The organism is Enterovibrio norvegicus FF-33 (genome assembly GCF_000286835.2).
GTDB classification, from domain to species: Bacteria; Pseudomonadota; Gammaproteobacteria; order Enterobacterales; family Vibrionaceae; genus Enterovibrio; species Enterovibrio norvegicus_A.
In genome coordinates this window covers 700,835-722,155 of the sequence record NZ_AJYD02000013.1, presented here as the reverse complement: position 1 = coordinate 722,155, position 21,321 = coordinate 700,835, and the positions used below count along the sequence as shown (strand labels likewise).

At 48.3% G+C, this 21,321-nt stretch carries 22 protein-coding genes; 9 read left to right on the top strand and 13 right to left on the bottom strand.

Features of this window, described 5'->3' with window-relative positions; genetic code table 11:
• Positions 1 to 6 precede the first annotated feature (6 nt).
• The gene (locus A1OO_RS05545; protein ID WP_016960477.1) at positions 7 to 861 is read left to right on the top strand and encodes a MurR/RpiR family transcriptional regulator; all 855 of its coding nucleotides are present in this window, start codon (positions 7 to 9) and stop codon (positions 859 to 861) included.
• Between the two features lie 146 nt (positions 862 to 1,007).
• Entirely contained in the window at positions 1,008 to 2,453 is a 1,446-nt protein-coding gene (pyk, locus tag A1OO_RS05540) for a pyruvate kinase (protein WP_016960478.1), read from the top strand.
• Positions 2,454 to 2,578: 125 nt separating this feature from the next.
• On the opposite strand, the gene rimJ is transcribed toward pyk, so the two are convergent.
• Entirely contained in the window at positions 2,579 to 3,166 is a 588-nt protein-coding gene (rimJ, locus tag A1OO_RS05535) for a ribosomal protein S5-alanine N-acetyltransferase (protein ID WP_016960479.1), read from the bottom strand.
• Between the two features lie 33 nt (positions 3,167 to 3,199).
• Here rimJ and A1OO_RS05530 point away from each other — a divergent pair, with 33 nt between their 5' ends.
• Positions 3,200 to 3,673 carry a methylated-DNA--[protein]-cysteine S-methyltransferase gene (locus A1OO_RS05530; RefSeq protein WP_026024058.1) on the top strand — a complete coding sequence of 158 codons (474 nt, stop codon included), beginning with the start codon at positions 3,200 to 3,202 and terminating at the stop codon, positions 3,671 to 3,673.
• 21 nt (positions 3,674 to 3,694) lie between these two features.
• On the opposite strand, the gene tyrR is transcribed toward A1OO_RS05530, so the two are convergent.
• The 6 genes from tyrR to pspA all read right to left on the bottom strand — a co-directional run bounded on the left by tyrR (position 3,695) and on the right by pspA (position 9,361).
• Positions 3,695 to 5,236: a transcriptional regulator TyrR gene (gene tyrR / locus A1OO_RS05525; RefSeq protein ID WP_016960481.1), complete on the bottom strand. Its 1,542-nt coding sequence runs from the start codon at positions 5,234 to 5,236 to the stop codon at positions 3,695 to 3,697.
• 310 nt (positions 5,237 to 5,546) lie between these two features.
• Positions 5,547 to 6,578 carry a YcjF family protein gene (locus tag A1OO_RS05520; RefSeq protein WP_016960482.1) on the bottom strand — a complete coding sequence of 344 codons (1,032 nt, stop codon included), beginning with the start codon at positions 6,576 to 6,578 and terminating at the stop codon, positions 5,547 to 5,549.
• Positions 6,579 to 6,587: 9 nt separating this feature from the next.
• Positions 6,588 to 7,982, bottom strand: coding sequence for a YcjX family protein (locus A1OO_RS05515; protein ID WP_016960483.1), 1,395 nt, complete (start codon positions 7,980 to 7,982; stop codon positions 6,588 to 6,590).
• A 75-nt stretch (positions 7,983 to 8,057) separates the two neighbouring features.
• Positions 8,058 to 8,444 (bottom strand): envelope stress response membrane protein PspC, encoded by a 387-nt coding sequence (pspC, locus tag A1OO_RS05510; protein WP_016960484.1) that lies wholly within the window; start codon positions 8,442 to 8,444, stop codon positions 8,058 to 8,060.
• Complete coding sequence (gene pspB / locus A1OO_RS05505; RefSeq protein WP_016960485.1) at positions 8,441 to 8,671, bottom strand: envelope stress response membrane protein PspB; 231 nt, start codon at positions 8,669 to 8,671, stop codon at positions 8,441 to 8,443. Before pspB ends, pspC begins: the two co-directional genes overlap by 4 nt.
• A 24-nt stretch (positions 8,672 to 8,695) precedes the next feature.
• Positions 8,696 to 9,361 (bottom strand): phage shock protein PspA, encoded by a 666-nt coding sequence (pspA, locus tag A1OO_RS05500; protein ID WP_016960486.1) that lies wholly within the window; start codon positions 9,359 to 9,361, stop codon positions 8,696 to 8,698.
• 187 nt (positions 9,362 to 9,548) lie between these two features.
• Here pspA and pspF point away from each other — a divergent pair, with 187 nt between their 5' ends.
• The 6 genes from pspF to A1OO_RS05470 all read left to right on the top strand — a co-directional run bounded on the left by pspF (position 9,549) and on the right by A1OO_RS05470 (position 15,920).
• Positions 9,549 to 10,550: a phage shock protein operon transcriptional activator gene (gene pspF / locus A1OO_RS05495; protein ID WP_017004845.1), complete on the top strand. Its 1,002-nt coding sequence runs from the start codon at positions 9,549 to 9,551 to the stop codon at positions 10,548 to 10,550.
• A 110-nt stretch (positions 10,551 to 10,660) separates the two neighbouring features.
• The gene (sapA, locus tag A1OO_RS05490) at positions 10,661 to 12,280 is read left to right on the top strand and encodes an ABC transporter substrate-binding protein SapA (RefSeq protein ID WP_016960488.1); all 1,620 of its coding nucleotides are present in this window, start codon (positions 10,661 to 10,663) and stop codon (positions 12,278 to 12,280) included.
• Between the two features lie 3 nt (positions 12,281 to 12,283).
• Positions 12,284 to 13,246, top strand: coding sequence for an ABC transporter permease (locus tag A1OO_RS05485; protein WP_017004844.1), 963 nt, complete (start codon positions 12,284 to 12,286; stop codon positions 13,244 to 13,246).
• The gene (gene sapC, locus A1OO_RS05480) at positions 13,233 to 14,120 is read left to right on the top strand and encodes a putrescine export ABC transporter permease SapC (RefSeq protein WP_016960490.1); all 888 of its coding nucleotides are present in this window, start codon (positions 13,233 to 13,235) and stop codon (positions 14,118 to 14,120) included. The genes A1OO_RS05485 and sapC overlap by 14 nt, the downstream gene beginning before the upstream one ends.
• Positions 14,120 to 15,130 (top strand): peptide ABC transporter ATP-binding protein, encoded by a 1,011-nt coding sequence (locus A1OO_RS05475; RefSeq protein WP_016960491.1) that lies wholly within the window; start codon positions 14,120 to 14,122, stop codon positions 15,128 to 15,130. The genes sapC and A1OO_RS05475 overlap by 1 nt, the downstream gene beginning before the upstream one ends.
• Positions 15,114 to 15,920, top strand: coding sequence for a peptide ABC transporter ATP-binding protein (locus A1OO_RS05470; RefSeq protein WP_016960492.1), 807 nt, complete (start codon positions 15,114 to 15,116; stop codon positions 15,918 to 15,920). Before A1OO_RS05475 ends, A1OO_RS05470 begins: the two co-directional genes overlap by 17 nt.
• Before the next feature lie 122 nt (positions 15,921 to 16,042).
• Here A1OO_RS05470 and pyrF read toward each other — a convergent pair whose 3' ends face one another.
• The 6 genes from pyrF to cmk form a co-directional block, all read right to left on the bottom strand.
• Positions 16,043 to 16,738, bottom strand: coding sequence for an orotidine-5'-phosphate decarboxylase (gene pyrF / locus A1OO_RS05465; RefSeq protein WP_026024057.1), 696 nt, complete (start codon positions 16,736 to 16,738; stop codon positions 16,043 to 16,045).
• A 6-nt stretch (positions 16,739 to 16,744) separates the two neighbouring features.
• Complete coding sequence (gene lapB / locus A1OO_RS05460; protein ID WP_016960494.1) at positions 16,745 to 17,914, bottom strand: lipopolysaccharide assembly protein LapB; 1,170 nt, start codon at positions 17,912 to 17,914, stop codon at positions 16,745 to 16,747.
• A 6-nt stretch (positions 17,915 to 17,920) separates the two neighbouring features.
• Positions 17,921 to 18,205: a LapA family protein gene (locus A1OO_RS05455; protein WP_016960495.1), complete on the bottom strand. Its 285-nt coding sequence runs from the start codon at positions 18,203 to 18,205 to the stop codon at positions 17,921 to 17,923.
• Between the two features lie 227 nt (positions 18,206 to 18,432).
• Positions 18,433 to 18,711, bottom strand: a complete 279-nt coding sequence (gene ihfB / locus A1OO_RS05450) for an integration host factor subunit beta (RefSeq protein WP_016960496.1) — start codon at positions 18,709 to 18,711, stop codon at positions 18,433 to 18,435.
• A gap of 75 nt (positions 18,712 to 18,786) precedes the next feature.
• Positions 18,787 to 20,457 carry a 30S ribosomal protein S1 gene (rpsA, locus tag A1OO_RS05445; RefSeq protein WP_016960497.1) on the bottom strand — a complete coding sequence of 557 codons (1,671 nt, stop codon included), beginning with the start codon at positions 20,455 to 20,457 and terminating at the stop codon, positions 18,787 to 18,789.
• Between the two features lie 102 nt (positions 20,458 to 20,559).
• Positions 20,560 to 21,246, bottom strand: a complete 687-nt coding sequence (gene cmk / locus A1OO_RS05440) for a (d)CMP kinase (protein ID WP_016960498.1) — start codon at positions 21,244 to 21,246, stop codon at positions 20,560 to 20,562.
• Positions 21,247 to 21,321: the final 75 nt, after the last annotated feature.

The following is a 21,321-nucleotide window of genomic DNA, read 5'->3' as shown; positions in this document are numbered from 1 at the left end:
ATCTGAATGAACACGCTAGAAAAAATACAAAAAAATATTGAAAATTTTAGTAAGTCGGAACGAAAGGTGGCAGAAGTTATTATCGCTTCGCCCCAAACGGCTATCCACTCAAGTATTGCTACTTTGGCAAAACTGGCGGATGTCAGCGAACCGACGGTCAATCGCTTTTGTCGTCGTCTCGATACCAAGGGCTTTCCCGACTTTAAACTTCACCTTGCGCAAAGCCTTGCCAATGGCACTCCATACGTTAACCGCAACGTCGAAGAACACGACAGCGCTGATGCCTACACCGCCAAGATTTTCGAATCGACCATGGCGTGCTTAGATGTGGCGAAAAATAGCATTGATACCCTCCAAATCAATCGTGCGGTCGATTTGCTGACGCAAGCTAAGAAGATTTCCTTCTTTGGCCTAGGTGCATCTGCCTCTGTGGCACACGATGCACAGAATAAATTCTTCCGCTTCAATATTCCCATTGTTTGCTTCAATGACATTGTTATGCAGCGTATGAGTTGCATTAACTGCAGCGACGGTGATGTCGTTGTTGTTATTTCCCACACGGGACGCACCAAGTCATTGGTTGACGTAGCAACATTGGCAAAAGAAAACGGTGCGACCGTTATCGGTATCACCGAAAAGAATTCACCGCTAGACAGAGTCTGCTCCCTGACCATCACGCTAGATGTGCCAGAAGACACGGACATCTATATGCCAATGGCAAGTCGTGTCGTGCAAATGACCGTGATTGATGTTCTGGCGACGGGCTTTACGCTGCGCCGTGGCCCAGGGTTTAGAGAAAACTTAAAACGCGTGAAAGAAGCCATTAAAGATTCGCGATTCAACAAAGAAGCGCTGACATAAAACAGCGTAGGCAATTGAAAGGGTAGACAGAATGTCTGCCCTTTTTCTTTCTCTGCCACTCTCTCGGCTACACTTGTCTTATATATTCAATTATCAATAGCTCTTGCCCATATCAATAATAACTATCTTATCTTCAGGGGACTTTCATGACTGACCCAATGCGACGGACAAAAATCGTAACAACTTTAGGACCTGCGACTGACAAAGAGGGCGTGTTAGAAGCGCTTATCGCGAGCGGCGCTAATGTCGTACGAATGAACTTCTCGCACGGCAGTGCAGAAGACCATATTGAGCGTGCCAACCAAGTTCGTGCCATTGCGGCAAAACTCGGCACACACATTGGTATTCTCGGTGACTTGCAAGGCCCCAAAATTCGCGTTTCGACGTTTGCAGACGGAAAGATAAATCTCGCGATTGGCGATCGTTTTATCCTCGACAGCGATTTACCTGCGGGCAAAGGCGATAAAGCGCGCGTGGGTCTCGATTATAAAGATTTGCCAAAAGATGTGGGCCCTGGAGATTTGTTGCTTCTTGATGATGGTCGTGTGCAACTCAAAGTTGTTTCTGTTGAGGGCACCTGTGTACATACCGACGTAACGGTCGGTGGCCCACTTTCTAACAACAAAGGCATCAACAAAAAAGGGGGAGGCCTTTCAGCTCCCGCACTGACAGACAAAGACAAACAAGACATTTTAACCGCGGCGAAAATTGGCGTGGATTACCTTGCTATCTCCTTCCCTCGTAACGGCGAAGATATGCGCCTTGCCCGCTCTTTAGCGCGCGATGCGGGTTTGGACGCTCGCTTGGTGGCCAAAGTGGAACGGGCGGAAACGGTCGCGACTGACGAAAATATCGATGACATTATCGAAGCGTCCGATGTCGTCATGGTGGCACGTGGTGACCTCGGGGTAGAAATTGGTGACCCAGAATTGGTCGGCGTACAGAAAAAATTGATTCGCCGTGCACGTGCTCTCAACCGCTGTGTGATTACTGCGACACAAATGATGGAGTCAATGATAAAAGCGCCGATGCCGACACGCGCAGAAGTCATGGACGTGGCGAATGCCGTTCTTGATGGTACCGATGCGGTGATGCTATCGGCAGAGACCGCCGCGGGGGATTACCCGCTTGAAACCGTTAAAGCCATGGCAGAAGTGTGCATTGGTGCGGAGAAAATGCCGTCTATCAACGTGTCCAATCACCGACTCAATAAAGAGTTCGAGTTGATTGAAGAAACGGTGTCGATGGCAAGTATGTATGCTGCCAACCATATGCCAAAGGTAAAAGCGATGGTATCGCTGACCGAATCAGGCAAAACCGCGTTGATGATGTCTCGTATCAGTTCGGGCAAACCGATTTTTGCTTTGTCTCAACATGAAGCGACACTGCGTCGCGCTGCGCTTTATCGTGGTGTCACACCTATCTATTTCCAAAGTGATACAGGCGCAGGACCTGATGTGGCACACAAGGCAATCACACTATTGAAAGAGCAAGGCTTTCTGCAGCCTTGGGATGTGGTGATTTTCACACAAGGTGATGTCATGGGTTATGTGGGTACAACCAACACCATGCGAATGATTACTGTGACCTAAGCGCTAGAAGCTAGAAATAAAAAGCCCCGCTGCATGGCGGGGCTCTTTATTGAGGGAAGTGACTCAGTTTTTCTATTTCACACTTGCGGCATACGACTTACTGCTAATCGATCGACTGACACTGACTACTCGTTAATCGATGCCACCCAATCGGGGTTAATCACGGACGTCAAAATGTGGTCTTCCCACTGACCGTTGATCAGCAAATAATCTTTGGCTTCACCTTCTTTGGTAAAACCCGCCTCCAGTAATACCGCTTCACTTCGCGTGTTCCTCGGCATGTAGGACGCCATAATGCGGTGTAAGTTAAGATTATCAAACAGCCATTGGTTGGTGATTTTTAATGACCGACGCATCAGCCCTTTTCCCTGTGATGATTCCGCCAGAGAGTATCCAACGTTACAGGCGTGAAAAGGGAACTGCATAATATTGTTGTAGGTGATCACACCCGCGACATCATCACTGCCTTTTTCAAAGATCAGAAAGTAGTACGCCAGCCCATGACGTTGCAATTCGGCGAGCTGAACAACGCGTCTTTCCCATCCTTCATAGGTGAAAAAGCCATCTGGTCTCAGCGGTTCCCAGGGCGACAGAAATGTGCGATTCACCTGAAAATATCGAACCACTCTTGCGACATCGGCTTTTTGTATCGCGCGGATGACTAGATTATCAACGCTTAAACTAGGGAAAGGGTTTATAATTTCGACTGACAACTCGCCTCCTGTCTAATTTTTTGTGTTGGACCTATGTACTACGATAGCTTTGATTCCCCATTAGGGAAAATCCACATGTTGGCGGATGAATCCGGACTTAGGCAACTTTCGCTATGTCTTTATCATCCCTTCGAGCAAAGCCTTGAGTGGAAACACTCCCCCTCGCAGATCGCGCCGTATAAAAAACAGCTGCTCGAATTTCTCTCCGGTAAACGCACTCAATTCGATATTCCATTAGCCCCGGAAGGCACAGAATTTCAGCGCCAAGTCTGGCAGGCGTTGGCCCGTATTCCTTATGGTGAAACGAGAACCTACAGCCAAATTGCCGAAGACATTGGTAACCCTCAAGCATATCGTGCGGTGGGAATGGCGAATAATGTCAATCCCATTCCGCTTATCGTACCTTGCCATCGCGTGATTGGCAGTGACGGTAAGCTAACAGGTTATCGTTATGGGCTGGAGATCAAACAGAGGCTGCTAACTCTTGAAGAAAAAGCGGCAAACTAGCCGCTTTTCGTCACTTTTTCGTTAAGCTTTTTTGCCAATCGCGTATTCACGTAATTTGTTCGCTATCGCTGTATGCGACACGCTCAGGCGTTTTGCTAGCTTACGTGTCGACGGATAACTACGATATAAATTCGACAAAATACCCGACTCGTAACGCTTCATAATGTCATCTAACGAGCCTTCCATTGTCTCTTCTGTCAAAAACGCCGCTTGCTCAGTTTCTGGCAATTGGATGTCGTCTTTGGTCAAGCAACCCTCTTCAATCTGGGTCATCGCACGGAACAGTACATTGCGCAATTGGCGAATGTTCCCCGGCCAAGAATATTGGGAAAGAAACTCAGGAATGCCTTGCTGAAGCGCTGGCTTTTCCTGTCCCAACTCTGCCGAGAACTGATTGAGGAACAACTCAGCCAAAGGCTGCACGTCGGATGGACGCTCACGAAGTGGCGGCACGGTTAGCGACAATACGTTGAGTCGATAGAACAAATCTTCTCTAAACTGTCCCGCAGCGACACGCTCTGCCAAGTTCTTTTGTGTTGAGCAGATCACGCGAACATCGACTTTGATTTCACGCTCTTCCCCAACGCGGCGGAATGTGCCGTCTTGCATAAAGCGCAGCAGCTTAATTTGCAAATGCGGACTCATTTCTCCCACTTCGTAAAGGAAAACGGTACCGCCATCGGCCTGCTCAAATTGCCCTTTTTTGCCATCATGGTCCAAACCCGGCGCACAACCAAACAGTTCGGTTTCAGCGGCATCATCTGGCATCGACACGCAGTTAACCAACAAAAATGGTTGCTCTGCACGATGCGAGCGCTGGTGACAGGCTTTCGCTAACAGCTCTTTACCTGTGCCCGTTTCGCCTTGAATAAGCAAAGGAGCATCCAACATCGCAAATTTCTTGGCCTGATTAACCAGTGCACGGAACTTGCTCGACTGACCCACCAAGTGCTCAAAACCATGCTCGCCTGGCGTACGATACAGCGTGGTCGGCAAGTGACTCATCGACACTTGTTTCAACTGAATCACCGCACTGGCAAGTACGTCTTTGTCTTCGTTGTCTGTGACATACACGGGCATCACTTCCATCAGGTAGTCCATACCTGAAAGAACAACTTGACGACACATTTGTCCGGCGTTATCACGCTCTAACCAATGGGTAAAGTTGAAGTCTGGGAACAGGTTGTTCGCGATTTCACCAATAACATCAGCCTCTTTACAATCCATCAGGCGAAACGCGGCTTTATTTGCCATGTCGACTTTGCCGTTAAGGTTAACGGAAAAAACGGGATCGCTTAGGGTTTCAAGTAGCGCGCGAAGTTCGCGGTGCTCTCGCTCTGCAGGGAGAAATTGGATTTTCCGTACGTCAGTTACGCCGCTTATCAGACGAATTTCCGACATTAATTGTCGAAATTCGTCGAACTCTATTTCGGGGCAGTTGAGGTAAATAATCCCGACTTGGTCGATCTCGATGCCACGCAAGTCGATACTGCGTCTGGCCAGAATATCGAGTAACTCGCGGGTTAAGCCAAGTCGATCTTCGCAAAAGACCTGTAGTCTCACGGTGATGTCCTGCTAGCAATAAGGTCGATATCGTCCAATATTTCTATGTACCGATGCCGACCATGTTGATGTGAAGGGTGCGTTAATTCGAGGTCACAGTGCGCCAGATTAAATCCGCACACCAAGTGTCATGAATTGTTGACAGTTTTCGAAGTTTGCGCCCGAAGCCTGTATGAGTCAAGCAGCACAGTGTAAAACGTGAGAATGAAAAGAGATGAGCGGGATGAAAAAAAGGAGCAGTTGATATCCCCTGCCCCTTATCTATGACGAGCCAACATCTATGATTCGTCGTCTTTTAACTGCAAAATGTTCAGCTTCGGCTATTGTCAGCGCTCTTGTTGCCTGACGTCAGCCTTCCGAGCAGTTGCTTACGCATATCTGACAATTTCGGTGCTTTAGTCCCGACATAAGGCAGCGGTCGCATCACCGCCATGGCTCTGTAACCAAGTCTCGCTGTCAGCAAACCGACACCTAGACCCTGCGCAGCACGCGCAGACAGTTTCCCCGCCAAATCAACAGAAAGTAGATCGGTGCCAATGTCGGTGAGCGCTTCACTGGCGCCCGCAAATGCCATATTAGCCAGCACCAAGCGCAGCAAACGAATACGAGACCAATACCCGAGTTTGACGCCATACACGGTAGATATTTGCTCGAGCAGACGGAAGTTACGCCATGCCACCAGCAACATGTCGGCAATCGCTAAAGGACTCAATGCCACCATTAAGGCTGCTTCAGACGCGTATTTAGTGACCATTTTCTTCGCACGAACATCTTGTTCGGTCACCACCATATGGTCATACAACTCAAACACTTCTTTGTCGTTGTGTGTAGCAGCCAACGAGGTTTGCCACTTGTCATAACCCGCCGTCATTTGCGTGCCCGCTTGTTTCGCAAGCTTTTCACACACGCCTTTGGCTTTACCAATGCCGTCAGCATCTATGATCGCTAATACCTGATCGCGCTCATCTTGCCGCCCTTTTAAGCGACGTAATGCCATGAATTCCCGGCCAATAGCAGCCACGCCTAATGCGGCAATACCGGCGACAAAGCCACTCCAGCCCACCGTCAGCCAATCACCGCCTTGTACGGCTGTCCAAACACTGTCGACGGTTTGCCAGCACACCAAGCCAATGCCTGCTGCGGCTAACGCACGCATACCCCAACGCTTTTTCTTTGGCTTCAGCGCAGCTTCAAGCCTTTGCTCGGCGTCAGTTTCTTCTTCAATTTGAGCAACGGAGAAGGTTGCCGCGCCAGCATCAAACTGGCGCTGTGCCGTCAACTCTGGCGCTTCTTCTGGTTTTTCTGTGTCTTCAAACACAATCGCTTTTTTATAATCACTCATGTCGTACCTTTATCTGAGTTTGTCACCCAGCAAATACTGCAGTGCTTTATCCACCCGAATGTGAGGCAATGGCTCATCAACATCGTTGGGCATGGGTCTGAACTGTCGAAATTCAAAGTGGCTGTTTTGCCAGAATGCATCATTCGGTAGTCGCGGAGGCACGTCTCCCGGATACATCAACATTGGCTCACCCGTTTCGAGTGTGCCGCGAAGCGCCGAAACTGACTCGCCTTTGTGATCAACCATTCCCGGTTCTGTCGCCTGAATGGATGCCAAACTGATGCACTCCATATCAATACCTTCAAACGCGGCAGTTTGCCAAGCTTCGTGAATAAGCTGCTGCAACAAGGAAACAAGGTTTGGATGCTGATCGGGCGTCACGTGATCCGCTTTGGTCGCAGCAAACAATATTTTGTCGATACTCGGTGCAAAGAGACGACGCAACAAGCCACTTTTGCCATACCGAAAGCTTTGCATCAATTGCTCTAAGGCCAAACGCATGTCATTGAATGACTCTGGCCCTGCGTTTAAGGGCTGTAAGGTATCCACCAGCACAATTTGTCTATCCACTTTTGAAAAGTGATCTTGATAGAAGCCTTTTATGATGTGCTGACAGTAATAGTCGTAGCGCTGTTTGAGTATTGCATAGTTGCTGCTAGGCGAAGCTTGCGCCAACTGGCTCTCACCATACTTTTCATTCACTAAAGGGAAGAATTGCAGCACCGGAGCGCCAGCATATTCACCGGGTAACACGAATCTCCCTGGCTGAACCCAGTGCAAGCCCGCTTCGTCTTTGCAGGCATGCAAATAGGCGGTGAATTTTTCAGACAATTCCGCAATGCGCGCTTCATCTGCGTCTGCCAGCGGGTCAAACGTCTCTAAAGACGCAAGCCAATCTTCTGCGAGCGCTTTACGTTTGCCGATTAAAATACCGGATTGTTTTCTCGACCACTCATCAAAACTCATGGAAAGCAGCGGTAAATCCAATAACCACTCGCCTGGGTAATCCACAATATCCACATACAAGGTTGCCGTTTCTTGCAGCAATTTCATTGCGCCGCTATCAGGACGATAACGAATGGCTAATCGAATTTCGCTCACATCGCGTGTTGGCGACGGCCAGCGAGGTGGCTGCGAACGCAATGCTTGTATGCCCTGATCGTAATCAAACGCTGGAATGTGTAACTGCGTTTGTTGAACCCTACGTGCGCCTAGCACGCGCCCTTCTCGCACGGGCTGAAAAAGCGGCATCCGCGGATTTGTGGCGCTATGAAGAAGTTGATTGATGAGCGACGTGATAAAAGCCGTTTTACCGGCTCTGGATAACCCTGTTACAGCAAGGCGAACATGACGGTCAAGCCCGCGGCTTACCCATTTATTAACATGACTTTTCACAGATTTCATGGACGGCAGCAGCTCCTCTTATAACAAGAAATCCCCCGCTATTTGAGCGAGGGATGAGGATAACAGCTTAAAAAATTATAGCTTTTTAAACTGGCGATTAAGATCGAATTCGCTCGAGGTCACATAGGCTTCCATTTTGGCAACCCCTTGCTCCATCTGCATCATTTCCTGATCAATATCGGCCAGTAAGTTACTCGCTGATTTACCTTGTTGCCAAGGTTTTTGTTTGACCTGATGTTCTCGGAAATGGTTAGTTTTCTTTGCTTCTTCCGGCGGCATTTTTTCGAGAATCAACGTCGCAGCAATGTATGCCACAATCACGAAAAAGCCCAGACCAATCAGAAAAGCCGACACGGTAATGATCCTTACCAACCAAATTTCTACACCCAAGTAATCGGCGATACCTGCACAAACGCCGCCGAGCTTCCCATTTACAGGATCACGATACAACGTTTTGCTCATTCTTTATGTCTCCAATTTGGTGCTTCTTCATCAAGAATTCTCTCTAATGAATGAATGCGGTCTTGCAGCGCTTCTGCGCGATCTGCCAGTGTTTGTAACTGCTCGTACTCATCACCACTCAAGCCTTGACCCACTTGACGCTTGCTGCGGTAATGAAGCCACAGCCACAGGGGTGCGACGAAAACGAGAAACACCACCAACGGGATGGATAAAAACGCCATTGACATGCCAACTCCTTACCTTGTTAGGTTTTATTCTTTGTCCTTGAGTTCCGCTTTCATACGAGCGAGTTCTTTTTCAATTTCATCTTGCGCTTGAAGATCGGCAAATTCGTCTTCGAGATGCTTTCCTTTGCCAATGCTGTAGCTGTCTGCTTCCGCTTCAAGTTCATCGATGCGGCGCTCGTACTGCTCAAACTTTGCCAACGCTTCATCGGTGCGGCCGGTGTCTAGCTGACGACGTACGTCACGACGCTTGCCTGCGGTTTCACGGCGGATCACCAACGCTTGTTGACGTGCGCGGGTTTCCGCTAATTTGGTTTCCAGTTCAGCGACTTCATTGCCAAGCTTACCAATGGTTTCTTCTACCAAATGGAACTCTTCTTTTAGCGTCAGCAAGATATCGTGCACTTTCTGCTTTTCAATTAACGCGGCGCGAGCCAGATCTTCGCGAGATTTTTGCAACGCCAGCGTCGCTTTTTCCTGCCAATCTGTCATTTGACGTTCGATGCCGTCAATCTTACGCGCCAATTCTTTTTTGTCAGCCAGTGCACGGGCAGATGAAGTGCGCACTTCGACTAACGTGTCTTCCATCTCTTGAATGATCAAGCGAACCATTTTTTGTGGATCTTCTGCTTTGTCCAACAGTGAATTGACATTAGCGTTAACGATGTCTGCAAAGCGAGAGAAAATACCCATTGTGATGCTCCTTATGCCGAATGCGCTCTGTGCGCCTACCGATTGAGGGAATACCTCATTTGGTAATGTCTATATCAAGCAACGTGCCAACTTTTATTATCAATATATATCAATAGGTTAAATAATTTAGTGAATTGTAGGGTGATAAGCGTATGATGAAATAAACTAACAGTTGGTAAATTTAGCCATGCAAAAGCCTGACAACCTTATCGGCGAGTCTGACCACTTTCTCTCGGTACTCGATCATGTCTCCCGAATCGCGCCATTAAACAGACCCGTGCTGCTGCTTGGCGAACGAGGAACGGGTAAGGAGCTGATTGCGAAACGGCTTCATTATTTGTCACGACGTTGGGATGGCCCCTTGGTGAGCCTAAACTGCGCAGCCCTTAGCGAAGGCTTAATTGATTCAGAGCTATTTGGTCATGAAGCGGGGTCATTCAGCGGTGCCAAAGGCCGCCACAAAGGACGCTTCGAGCGGGCCGAAGGCGGAACACTGTTTTTGGATGAACTGGCGACGTCACCACTAGGTGTACAAGAAAAGCTGCTTCGTGTGATTGAATATGGCGAGTATGAACGCGTCGGTGGCAGCGATATGTTAAGCGCTGATGTCCGGCTCATTTGTGCCACCAACGAAAACTTGCCACAACTGGCTGCTGACGGTGAATTTCGCGCAGATCTGCTCGATCGCCTCGCGTTTGATGTGATTCACCTTCCCCCGCTTCGCGAACGTCACGGCGATATTTTGCTGCTGGCGGAATACTACGCATTGAAGATGTGCCGAGAGCTTGGGTATCACTATTTCTCTGGTTTTACCTCTGGCGCAATACAAGCCCTTAACGACTATCATTGGCCAGGCAATGTGCGCGAATTAAAGAACGTGGTTGAGCGTGCAATCTATCGTCATGCAGACGAGGACAGCCCTGTCGATGCCATACTGTTAGACCCTTACAAAGCACCTTGGGCAGCAATGCCAACGTCAGAAGTGAAAGCAACACCTCAGTTTGTGCTGCCTATGGATTTGCGGCAGTGGCAACAAGACCAAGAAAAAGAAATCGTTGAATTTGCGATGACACATGCCAAGTTCAATCAAAGACGCGCCGCAGAGCTGTTGGGGTTAAGCTACCATCAAGTAAGAGGGTTATTGCGAAAATACAATCTGGTTGGTGATGAAAACATCGATTCAGACTGAGTTTTCAGTTTGTTATTCTGAAATTACCCTCTTATTTACACCGTGACTTGGTGACTTTGTTGCTTCAGTGGTAAATTAACATCTTAACTTTATTACCTAATCATTGGCTTATGAGCGCGTTAAGCCGCTTGCTGATTGCAAGCGTAACCATTCTCCTTCTGGCTGGATGTGAAGATCCGTTCTCAGACAACTCTGCGCGAAATCGCGGGTTTATCTATTGTGGACCGGGTCAGCCAAATACATTCAATCCGCAGCTAACCGACGGTGGCTTAACCGCTGACGCCCTTTCTAGCCAATTATTCGATCGCCTATTGCAGTTGGACCCCAATACCTATCAGCCCAAGCCGATGCTTGCGCAGAGTTGGGAAGTCAGCCCAGATGGCAAGGAATACACCTTCAATCTGAGAAAAAGCGCGACGTTTCAAGTGACAGATTGGTTTATTCCACACCGCGGATTGACAGCAGAAGATGTGGTGTTCAGTTTCGAGCGACTGATTGATCCTGACCATCCTTTTCATAAGGTGTCCGGCGGCGAATACCCTTGGTTTGACAGCATGGATTTCCGAGGCCTTGTCGATAATGTCGCCGCCATCGGTCAATATCAGGTGAGATTCACTTTGTCTCGACCTGATGTGTCGTTCCTTTCTACACTCGCCACGACTTATGCTGTTGTTCATTCTGCGGAGTACGCCAAGCATCTACTCACATCAGGCACACCGGGACGTATTGATACGCATCCCGTGGGTTCCGGCGCATTCTATTTGGATGAGTACCAACCTCACCGCTATATCCGATTGAAACGCCATTGGGGGTATTGGAATGGTGCAGCGCCAATGGAACAAGTTGTCTTTGACATCAGTACACGCGGAACGGGGACATTTACCAAGCTGATCACACGTGAGTGTGACGTGTTGTCGTCGCCTATCGCCAGTCAGTTATCTGTCATCGAGAAAAACCCTGATTTTGTTCTCGCGTCACAAACCGGTATGAACGTCGCCTTTCTTGCGTTGAATACTCGCCACCCTGCGTTATCAGAACTTGAGGTGCGTCAAGCCATTAGCTTGGCTATCAACCGCGATGCGCTCATTCAATCGGTTTACTACGGCACTGGCACAACCGCAACGGGCATGCTTCCTCCCATGTCTTGGGCTTACGACAGTGAAAGCACCACGGCGTTTGATCCTCAACTTGCGCTTGGACTGATGGCTAAAGCAGGCTATCGACATGGCTTTACGGTAGAACTTTTGGTGCCGCTGACGCCCAAGTCCTATAACCCAAGCCCGAGAAAAGCCGCAGAGCTTATTCAATCGAACCTTGCTGCAATTGGCATTACCGTTAATATCGTTGCTCAAGAGGACATTAACCGTAAGCAGCTAAAGCAAGACCCGAGTAATTTAGATATGGTCCTAACCGGTTGGATTGCTGATAACGGTGACCCCGACAACTTCCTTCGCCCACTTCTTTCTTGCAATGCGAAATTCACGGGCTGGAATCTATCTAATTGGTGTAACCGCTATTTTGACCGTCATTTAGATAGCGCTATCGCAACCGATGTTCGTGAAGATCGCAGAGAAATTTACTTACAAGCTCAAGCTATTCTTCAAGATCGCATGCCACTTATCCCTCTCGCGCATGGCGTTCATTATCAAGCTCGAAATGCCAAATTGCAGGGCATTACTCTTAGTCCTTTCGGAGACAAATCTTTTGCCAATGTTTCTAGGAGCCAGTGATCTATGTTGATCTATGTAATACGCCGGCTCAATCTCTTCATCATCACTTTGCTCATCCTGACTTTGATCGGCTACAACATTGTTCGTCTCGACGATTTTTCTATCTATAACCAACAAGAGTTTTGGGCTGGATGGGTGCAATATTTGCGTCAATTGATGCAAGGTAACCTGGGGGTTGCAGCCAACGGCCTTCCGGTGACCGAATCTCTCTCGTTAGTGTTTCCCGCTACCATGGAGTTATGTTTCCTCGCCTTTTTACTGGCGCTGATCATCGGTATTCCGTTTGGCACGCTTGCTGGAATTCGCCGCGGCTCTGTCGCTGACGTGATGATTTCTTCTATTACATTGCTAACGTTTTCCATGCCCATCTTCTGGATGGCAATATTAATGATCATGGTGTTTTCGTTGTACCTTGGTTGGCTGCCGGTTTCAGGCCGGTATAACTTGTTGTTTGAGATCCCAACGGTCACCGGTTTCGCGTTAGTGGATGTATTGCTATCTAATCACCCTCAGCGAAGCCAAGTTATTGAAGACATCATTCGACACCTGATCATGCCAACCTTGGTGTTGGCCGTTGCCCCCACTACAGAAATTATCAAGCTATTGCGCGATTCTGTGGCTGACGTGATGAGCCAAAATTACATCAAGGCGGCCGCGACGAAAGGCTTATCAAAGTCTGAAATCGTCATGCGCCATGTGCTTAAAAATGCGCTACCTCCAATTATTCCAAAATTTGGCATTCAAATTTCTACCATGATGACATTCGCTATTATTACCGAATCAATATTTAACTGGCCAGGTATCGGCACGTGGTTGCTGGATGCACTCAGCTTCCAAGATTATGTGACAGTTCAAGCAGGTGTGCTGGCAGTTGGCAGCGTTGTATTGCTTGCCAACATATTTTCCGACTTAGCAGGTGCTGCAATAAGCCCTCTAGCAAGGAAGGAATGGTATGCCCTCAAATAGCGTTTACGTTGAACAGCATATTCCTACGCAGCTGGAGCGCTCTTGGAGTGCTTTTCGTGAGAACACTTTGGCCGTGTTTGGCTTCTGGTGCCTTTGCTTGCTCGTGCTCATCACATTACTGGCGCCTTGGATATCACCTTATGATCCGCAGTTTCAAACGGGGCATCTTCTGCAGCCCCCTTCATGGGATAACAAAGGTACCGTTGATTATTTCTTAGGAACCGATGACTTAACACGAGACATGTTATCTCGCCTTATTGCTGGTTCCCGCTTAACCTTCGGTTATGCGATTCTAGTGGCACTGGCGGCGGGTGTCTTGGGCGTGTTGATTGGTATTTTGGCAGGCATGACATCAGGCCTAAAATCCAGTTTTCTTAATCACTTGCTTGATACCATACTGTCTATTCCATCGCTGTTGCTGGCTATCGTCGTGGTCGCATTTAAAGGCCCTGGGGAAATGAATATCTTGCTGGCTGTATGGCTAGCATTGATCCCTCGTTTCATTAGGGCGGTTTACACCGCCGTGCATGCTGAGATGGAAAAAGAATACATTTTGGCTGCACGCCTTGATGGCGCTAACAGCTTCTATCTTCTTTATCACTCTGTGCTACCAAACATCCTTGTTGTGTTGAATACAGAACTGACGCGCGCGATTTCTGTGGCTATTCTGGACATTGCAGCTCTGGGGTTTCTCGGGTTGGGCGCACAAGCGCCTTCCCCAGAATGGGGAGCCATGTTGGGTGATTCCATTGAGTTGGTATTTACAGCACCGTGGACGGTCACACTGCCAGGGCTGGCTATCATGATAAGCGTACTGGTGGTCAACCTTGTGGGTGATGGCGTCAGTCAGGCAATAAACGCGGGGACAGAATAATGCCGCTGTTAGATATTAGACACCTGACCATTGAAATTGATACGCCTCAAGGCCCCGTTAAAGCGGTAGACCGAATGAGTCTGACTATCAATGAAGGCGAAATTCGCGGTCTGGTAGGCGAATCAGGTTCAGGGAAAAGCTTGGTGGCGAAAGCCATTTGTGGCGTCACCAAAGACAATTGGCGAGTCAGCGCTGACCGTATGCGCTTAGGCAATATTGATTTGCTCTCGCTACCGGCACGCGAACGCCGCCATTTAGTTGGCAAAGACATTGCGATGATTTTCCAAGAACCTTCGACGTGTCTCGATCCATCAGAAGAAGTGGGGTATCAACTTGAAGAGGCGATTCCTTCTAGCTCATTTAGCGGCAGTTGGTGGCAGCGTCTATCTTGGCGTAAGCAGCAATCCGTCGCGCTGTTACACAAAGTAGGGATTAAAGATCACAAGCGTGTGATGAAAAGCTACCCCTATGAATTAACCGACGGCGAATGCCAAAAAGTGATGATCGCAATGGCGATCGCGAATCGCCCTCGCCTTTTGATTGCTGATGAACCGACTGCCGATTTGGATCCGATCACTCAGGCTCAGATCTTCCGACTGCTCAGTCGAACGAATCAGATCGCCAACACTACCATTTTGTTGATCAGTCACGACCTAACAACCGTGACACAATGGGCTGACCGTATCACGGTTATGTATTGTGGCCAATCCGTTGAATCTGCGGGGCGAAAGCAAATTATAGAGGCGCCGCATCACCCTTATACTGATGCCTTGCTTCGCGCGATGCCAGACTTTAGCAAAGATATACCGCACAAGAGCAAGCTCGCCGCACTGCCCGGCTCTATTCCCCCATTGCAGCATTTGCCGATCGGTTGCCGACTGGGACCACGTTGCCCTTATGCACAACGTAAATGCGTAGAAGTACCGCGTACTCGCAAGGTGAAAAATCACAAGTTTGCGTGTCATTTCCCTCTCAATATGGAAGTCAAAAAGCATGACCGCACTGCTTGAAGTTGAAGGCTTAAGAAAAGACTATCAATATCGCACCGGGCTCTTTACCAAACGTGTGATTGAGGCGGTTAAGCCCGTTTCTTTTTCATTGGATGCGGGTGAAACATTAGCGCTGATTGGCGAAAACGGTTCAGGTAAGTCTACGCTTGCTAAAATGTTGGCTGGCGTCGTCATGCCATCAGGTGGAGATGTGCGTGTTAATGGTGAAGTGCTGAGACCGAACGATTACAAAACGCGTTGCAAACTGATCCGCATGATTTTTCAAGACCCCAATACCTCGCTCAATCCACGCAATCAGATTGGCCAGATTTTGGAAAGTCCCCTAAAAAGAAACACCAATATGACGCCGCAAGAGCGTGAACGCCGAGTGATAGATACGCTGCGTCAGGTCGGTTTGCTTCCAGAGCATGCCTATTTCTATCCGCAGATGTTAGCCACGGGGCAAAAACAACGCATTTCGTTAGCTCGCGCATTGATCTTACAACCTTGTGTGATTGTTGCCGATGAAGCTTTGAATGGATTGGATATGTCCATGCGCTCTCAAATCCTGAATCTTCTTCTCGAACTGCAGGAGCTGATGGGATTGTCTTATATCTATGTGTCTCAGCACATGGGGGTGGTCAAGCACGTGGCCGACAAAGTGATGGTGATGCAAAACGGTGAGGTCGTAGAGTCAGGCAGCACACAAACTGTTTTCTCTGAACCCAAACACGCACTGACACAGCGCTTGATTGAAAGCCATTTCACGGCGCCAACGCTCGACAGGCGCTCTCGCTACAACATGGCTTAAAAGAAAAAGAGCGACCAAGATGGTCGCTCTTTTTCTTTGTCTTCAACGTCTGTTTTCAACGCGTTAGATGGGTGTCTACCCCAGCGTGAAAACTGAATCGACGAATTATCGCTACTATCTTATCAAGCCAACGATGCGTTGATCTCAGCCAGCACCGCTGAAGGGTTGGCGGCTTGCGTAATAGGGCGACCAATCACCAAATAATCGGAACCTGCACTCACCGCTTCCACTGGGGTCATGATACGGCGCTGATCACCAGCATCACTGCCTGCTGGGCGAATGCCAGGGGTGACCAGTTTGAAATCCTGACCAAGGGATGTTTTTAGCATGCTTGATTCGTGTGCCGAACACACTACGCCATCTAGACCACTGTTACGGGTTAGCGTCGCCAGCGATAAAACATGCCCTTGTGGTTCACGGCTAATGCCAACACCTGCCAGATCACTCTGATCCATACTGGTCAGCACAGTCACACCAATCAGCAATGGCTTGTCTTTGCCATACGGTTCCAACGCTTCACGCGCAGCAACCATCATTCGCTCACCGCCGCTGGCGTGAACGTTCACCATCCACACGCCAAGCTCAGCTGCTGCTGCCACTGCTCGCGCACAAGTATTTGGAATATCGTGAAATTTCAGATCCAGAAAAACGGTATGACCACGCTCATGAAGCTTGCGTACATAGTCAGGACCGTAAAGGGTGAACATCTCTTTACCCACTTTCAAGTGACAACTGCCTGGCTCGATACGATCAACAAACGCAAGCGCTTGATCAATGTTTGGGTAATCTAATGCAACAATAACTTTTGGATCCTGCATTTCCAATTATTCTCCGTCTAGGCCTCTGATGGGTTTTATCGAACCCCATCCTTTGCATGATGGACAATGCCAATACAAAGAATGGGTGGAGAAACCGCACTTCCTGCAACGGTAATGCGGCTTCACTTTTAGTTGTTCTGCAACCAAGTGCTTCAGGGTTGTCAGGCTCATTTTCGCCCTCCCTTCTTCAGCTTGTTCGACATGAAGCTCCATGAGTTTGTGGAAGCCTTTCATGGTCGGATTCTTGGTCAATTGGCGTGTTAAGAAACTTTGCGCCATAGCGGGGTTTTCGTGGTCGCTGATTATATCTGACATCATCAACTCTGCCGACGCGCCAGTATTTTTCTCAATGCAATGCTTTAGAAAGCGCACCAACGACATCTCTTTGTCCATGTGTTGGTAGCACTGCTCTAATAAAGGTAATGCTTCACTGACAAAGTCAGGGTCTTGTTCAAGCACCTGCTCAAGCCCTTTGGTCGCATCTTTGTAATCTTGGTTTTGAATATCAATACGCGCCAGCATCAGGGAAGCGCGCACACATCCTTTATCAATCGATAGCGCTTTACGCAGCAGTTGCCTGGTGGTTTTCTCGTCACTCTCGGCCAACGATTGCGTAGCAAGCTCGCAGTAAAAGTGGGAAATATCACGTTTTAGCTTCGTTTTCCCCGATTTAACCAGACGACTGGCGATGTCGATAGCTTTATCCCATTCGCGGGTTTGCTGATAAATGGCGAGTAACTGTTGCAGGGCGAATTGTTTGTAATCAGGTTCATCAATCAACTGATGGAAGATTTTCTCTGCGCGGTCAAAAAAGCCTGCCACCATATAATCTTTGGCGAGTTGTTGCAGTGCGAGGTTACGTTGATCGAGCGTGAGATTAGGACGGGCGATGAGATTTTGGTGAATGCGAATCGCTCGGTCTACTTCCCCGCGGGAGCGGAAAAGGTTGCCAAGTGCTAAGTGTGTATCAATCGTCTCGTTATCGACTTGCAACAGTTCTATAAATAGGTCGACGGCTTTGTCTGATTGGTCAGACAAAAGAAGGTTCAGGCCCGCGACATATTGTCTCGATAGATGATGAGACTGATCCTGTTTGCGATGACGAGCATTCCTATTGCCCATATACCAACCGTAACCAGCGGCGATTGGCAGCAACAGAAACAACAGCTCAAGCATGTACGATTATTCCTTAACTGGGTCGATTCGCAGTTTATCTAATTCCTGACGCTGTTTGTTGACTTGCTTTTTCAGCATGGCGGCAGACATTCTGGCTTTCAGGTAAAGCATACCGCAAATTAGCCAGCCGAGGGCAAACCCGGTGCCAAATACAACGCCCAGAAGTAACGACAATCTAAACTCACCTTGTGCTACCAGATAGTTGAAGTGAACCACTTCCTGATTTTGCGCACCAAGGGCGAGTGTGATTAGAAAACACAAGACGAGTAAAACGATACCAATAATCTTCACAGTCACTCCCTCTCTATTATTTCCAACGGAAGATAAGAATAGACGTCCAACGTCCAGATTCAGTTGTTGGACTAATTATACCCAAGCCGCCTCAAAATCTGACCATCAGAAGTGGCTTGGGTATACCTGTGATTATGCAGTAATTTGGCTTGTCAGACCATTGTAATAGACATAAAAAAAACGGCACACTTAACGCATGCCGTTTTTTGTTCGAAAGCGAATCAATCTTAAAGATTAACTCGGTCGCGAAGCTCCTTGCCCGGTTTAAAGTGAGGAACGTATTTACCGTCCAACTCAACCTTATCGCCTGTCTTTGGATTGCGTCCAACGCGAGGAGCGCGATAATGCAAAGAGAAACTACCAAAACCACGAATCTCGATTCTGTCGCCATCCTCGAGTGTAGTGGCCATGTGTTCAAGGATTTCCTTGATGGCATCTTCTACCTGTTTGGCAGAAAGATGGGTTTGTTGACTGCATAGCCTTTCGATTAGCTCAGACTTGGTCATGTACACCCCGCTTTTAGTATGTTTCTCAACAGTATAACTGTAGAGGGGGAAATTTTCCCCCTCAGTTCACATTAATTATTCGCTTTTCGCAGCTTTGAAAGCATCTGCCATTGCATTACCGAACGCGCCTTCTTCAGCTTTGTTCAGAGTTGCCATAGCTTCTTGCTCATCAGCTTCGTCTTTCGCACGAACAGACAAGTTGATTACGCGGTTCTTACGGTCAACACCGGTGTACTTCGCTTCAACTTCGTCGCCAACAGCAAGAACAAGAGTTGCATCTTCAACGCGGTCACGTGATGCTTCAGAAGCACGTAGGTAACCTTCAACGCCTTCGATCAGCTCAACAGTTGCGCCTTTAGCGTCAACTGCAGTTACTTTACCCTTAACAATAGTACCTTTCTTGAAGTCAGCCAGGTAGTTGTTGAACGGGTCTTCTTCCATTTGCTTAACGCCAAGTGAGATACGCTCACGCTCAGCATCAACCTGAAGAACTACTGCAGAGATCTCGTCGCCTTTCTTGAAGTCGCGAACAGCGTCTTCGCCTGCAACATTCCAAGAAATGTCAGACAGGTGAACTAGGCCGTCGATACCGCCGTCAAGACCGATAAAGATACCGAAGTCAGTAATAGACTTGATCTTACCAGTTACGCGATCGCCTTTGTTTTGCATTTCTGCAAATACTTGCCATGGGTTGTTCTTACATTGCTTCAGACCCAGGCTGATACGGCGACGCTCTTCGTCGATGTCCAGAACCATAACTTCAACTTCGTCACCCACGTTAACAACTTTAGATGGGTGAATGTTTTTGTTAGTCCAGTCCATTTCAGAAACGTGTACTAGACCTTCAACGCCTTCTTCGATTTCTACGAAGCAGCCGTAATCAGTTAGGTTAGTTACACGACCAGTCAGTTTGTGACCTTCTGGGTAACGGTTAGCGATTGCTACCCATGGATCTTCGCCAAGCTGCTTAAGGCCTAGTGATACGCGAGTGCGGTCACGGTCGAACTTAAGAACTTTAACCAGGATCTCGTCACCAACGTTAACGATTTCTGATGGGTGTTTAACGCGTTTCCAAGCCATGTCAGTGATGTGAAGCAGGCCGTCAACACCGCCTAGATCTACGAATGCACCGTAGTCAGTCAGGTTCTTAACGATACCTTTAACTTCCATACCTTCTTGCAGAGAAGCAAGCAGTTCATCACGCTCAACGCTGTTTTCAGATTCGATAACAGCACGACGAGAAACAACAACGTTGTTGCGCTTCTGGTCTAGCTTGATAACTTTGAACTCCAGCTCTTTGCCTTCCAGGTGAGCAGTGTCACGTACTGGACGAACGTCAACCAGTGAACCAGGTAGGAACGCACGGATGCCGTTCAGCTCAACAGTGAAGCCGCCTTTAACTTTACCGTTGATAACACCGATAACAGTTTCAGCTTCTTCGTAAGCTTTCTCAAGTTGGATCCAAGCTTCGTGACGTTTTGCTTTTTCACGAGACAGTTGAGTCTCACCGAAGCCGTCTTCGATAGCGTCTAGCGCTACGTCAACTTCAGCGCCAACTTCAACTTCTAGTTCGCCAGCTGCGTTTTTGAATTGCTCAGCAGGGATAGAAGACTCTGATTTCAGGCCAGCATCAACAAGAACGTAACCGTTCGCGATAGCTACAACAGTACCTTTAACGATGGCACCTGGGCGAGTTTCAATCGTTTTTAGCGATTCTTCAAAGAGTGAAGCAAAAGATTCAGTCATTAATTTGATCTTCAATTATTTAAACGTCCACGGGTATCCTACCACGTGGGGTTGATATTAATGTCGGTCATCATCCTTGCGACCAACGGCTTTGCCGCTACTTCAAGAAGTAACGGTAAATTTGCTTTCAATATAGGACAATGCTAGCTCAAGCACCTGCTCAATGTTAAGAGAAGTTGAATCTAGCAATAGTGCATCGTCCGCGGGACGTAATGGCGCGACTGCGCGGTTGCGATCTCGATCATCACGTTCCTGAATTTCGTTCAAAAGGCGGTCAAAGTTAACATCTAACCCCTTTAGTTGCAACTGGTTCATGCGGCGATTGGCGCGCTCTTCAGCGCTTGCGTCTAGGAAGATTTTCACTTCTGCTTTTGGAAAAACAACCGTGCCCATGTCTCGACCGTCAGCAACCAATCCTGGCGCCTCGGCAAATGCGCGTTGTCGACGCAATAATGCTTCACGCACACGAGGCAATGCCGCAACTTTAGATGCCGCCATACCCGTTTCTTCTTTACGCAGCTCACTGGAAACATCTTCGCCTTCCAGAATCACTTTAACCAACTCGCCTTCAGCTTTGAACTGCACATCAAGGTGTGCAGCGAGCGGAACTAACGCATCCTCAGATTCAGGATCAACACCGTGATGAATGGCTGCTAGCGCAAGAACACGATAAATCGCGCCAGAGTCGAGCAAATGCCAGCCCAGCCTTGCAGCTATTAGCATGCAAAGGGTCCCTTTTCCGGCACCACTTGGGCCATCAACAGTAATTACGGGCGCGAGCGTAGACATATACTTCTCCAAATCGTTTACGATCAGAGCACCATTAAAGGCAGACGATTGGTGAATCACCAAACGTTTAGGCAC

Coding starts and splice junctions, on each gene's coding strand:
- pyk (WP_016960478.1), top strand. CDS start 1,008: ATGACTGACCCAATGCGACGGACAAAAATCGTAACAACTTTAGGACCT.
- lapB (WP_016960494.1), bottom strand. CDS start 17,914: ATGCTTGAGCTGTTGTTTCTGTTGCTGCCAATCGCCGCTGGTTACGGT.
- A1OO_RS05475 (WP_016960491.1), top strand. CDS start 14,120: ATGCCGCTGTTAGATATTAGACACCTGACCATTGAAATTGATACGCCT.
- pspB (WP_016960485.1), bottom strand. CDS start 8,671: ATGTCAATGGCGTTTTTATCCATCCCGTTGGTGGTGTTTCTCGTTTTC.
- pspC (WP_016960484.1), bottom strand. CDS start 8,444: ATGAGCAAAACGTTGTATCGTGATCCTGTAAATGGGAAGCTCGGCGGC.
- sapC (WP_016960490.1), top strand. CDS start 13,233: ATGCCCTCAAATAGCGTTTACGTTGAACAGCATATTCCTACGCAGCTG.
- cmk (WP_016960498.1), bottom strand. CDS start 21,246: ATGTCTACGCTCGCGCCCGTAATTACTGTTGATGGCCCAAGTGGTGCC.
- A1OO_RS05470 (WP_016960492.1), top strand. CDS start 15,114: ATGACCGCACTGCTTGAAGTTGAAGGCTTAAGAAAAGACTATCAATAT.
- pspF (WP_017004845.1), top strand. CDS start 9,549: ATGCAAAAGCCTGACAACCTTATCGGCGAGTCTGACCACTTTCTCTCG.
- pspA (WP_016960486.1), bottom strand. CDS start 9,361: ATGGGTATTTTCTCTCGCTTTGCAGACATCGTTAACGCTAATGTCAAT.
- sapA (WP_016960488.1), top strand. CDS start 10,661: ATGAGCGCGTTAAGCCGCTTGCTGATTGCAAGCGTAACCATTCTCCTT.
- pyrF (WP_026024057.1), bottom strand. CDS start 16,738: ATGCAGGATCCAAAAGTTATTGTTGCATTAGATTACCCAAACATTGAT.
- A1OO_RS05530 (WP_026024058.1), top strand. CDS start 3,200: ATGTACTACGATAGCTTTGATTCCCCATTAGGGAAAATCCACATGTTG.
- A1OO_RS05520 (WP_016960482.1), bottom strand. CDS start 6,578: ATGAGTGATTATAAAAAAGCGATTGTGTTTGAAGACACAGAAAAACCA.
- A1OO_RS05485 (WP_017004844.1), top strand. CDS start 12,284: ATGTTGATCTATGTAATACGCCGGCTCAATCTCTTCATCATCACTTTG.
- A1OO_RS05545 (WP_016960477.1), top strand. CDS start 7: ATGAACACGCTAGAAAAAATACAAAAAAATATTGAAAATTTTAGTAAG.
- rpsA (WP_016960497.1), bottom strand. CDS start 20,457: ATGACTGAATCTTTTGCTTCACTCTTTGAAGAATCGCTAAAAACGATT.
- A1OO_RS05515 (WP_016960483.1), bottom strand. CDS start 7,982: ATGAAATCTGTGAAAAGTCATGTTAATAAATGGGTAAGCCGCGGGCTT.
- ihfB (WP_016960496.1), bottom strand. CDS start 18,711: ATGACCAAGTCTGAGCTAATCGAAAGGCTATGCAGTCAACAAACCCAT.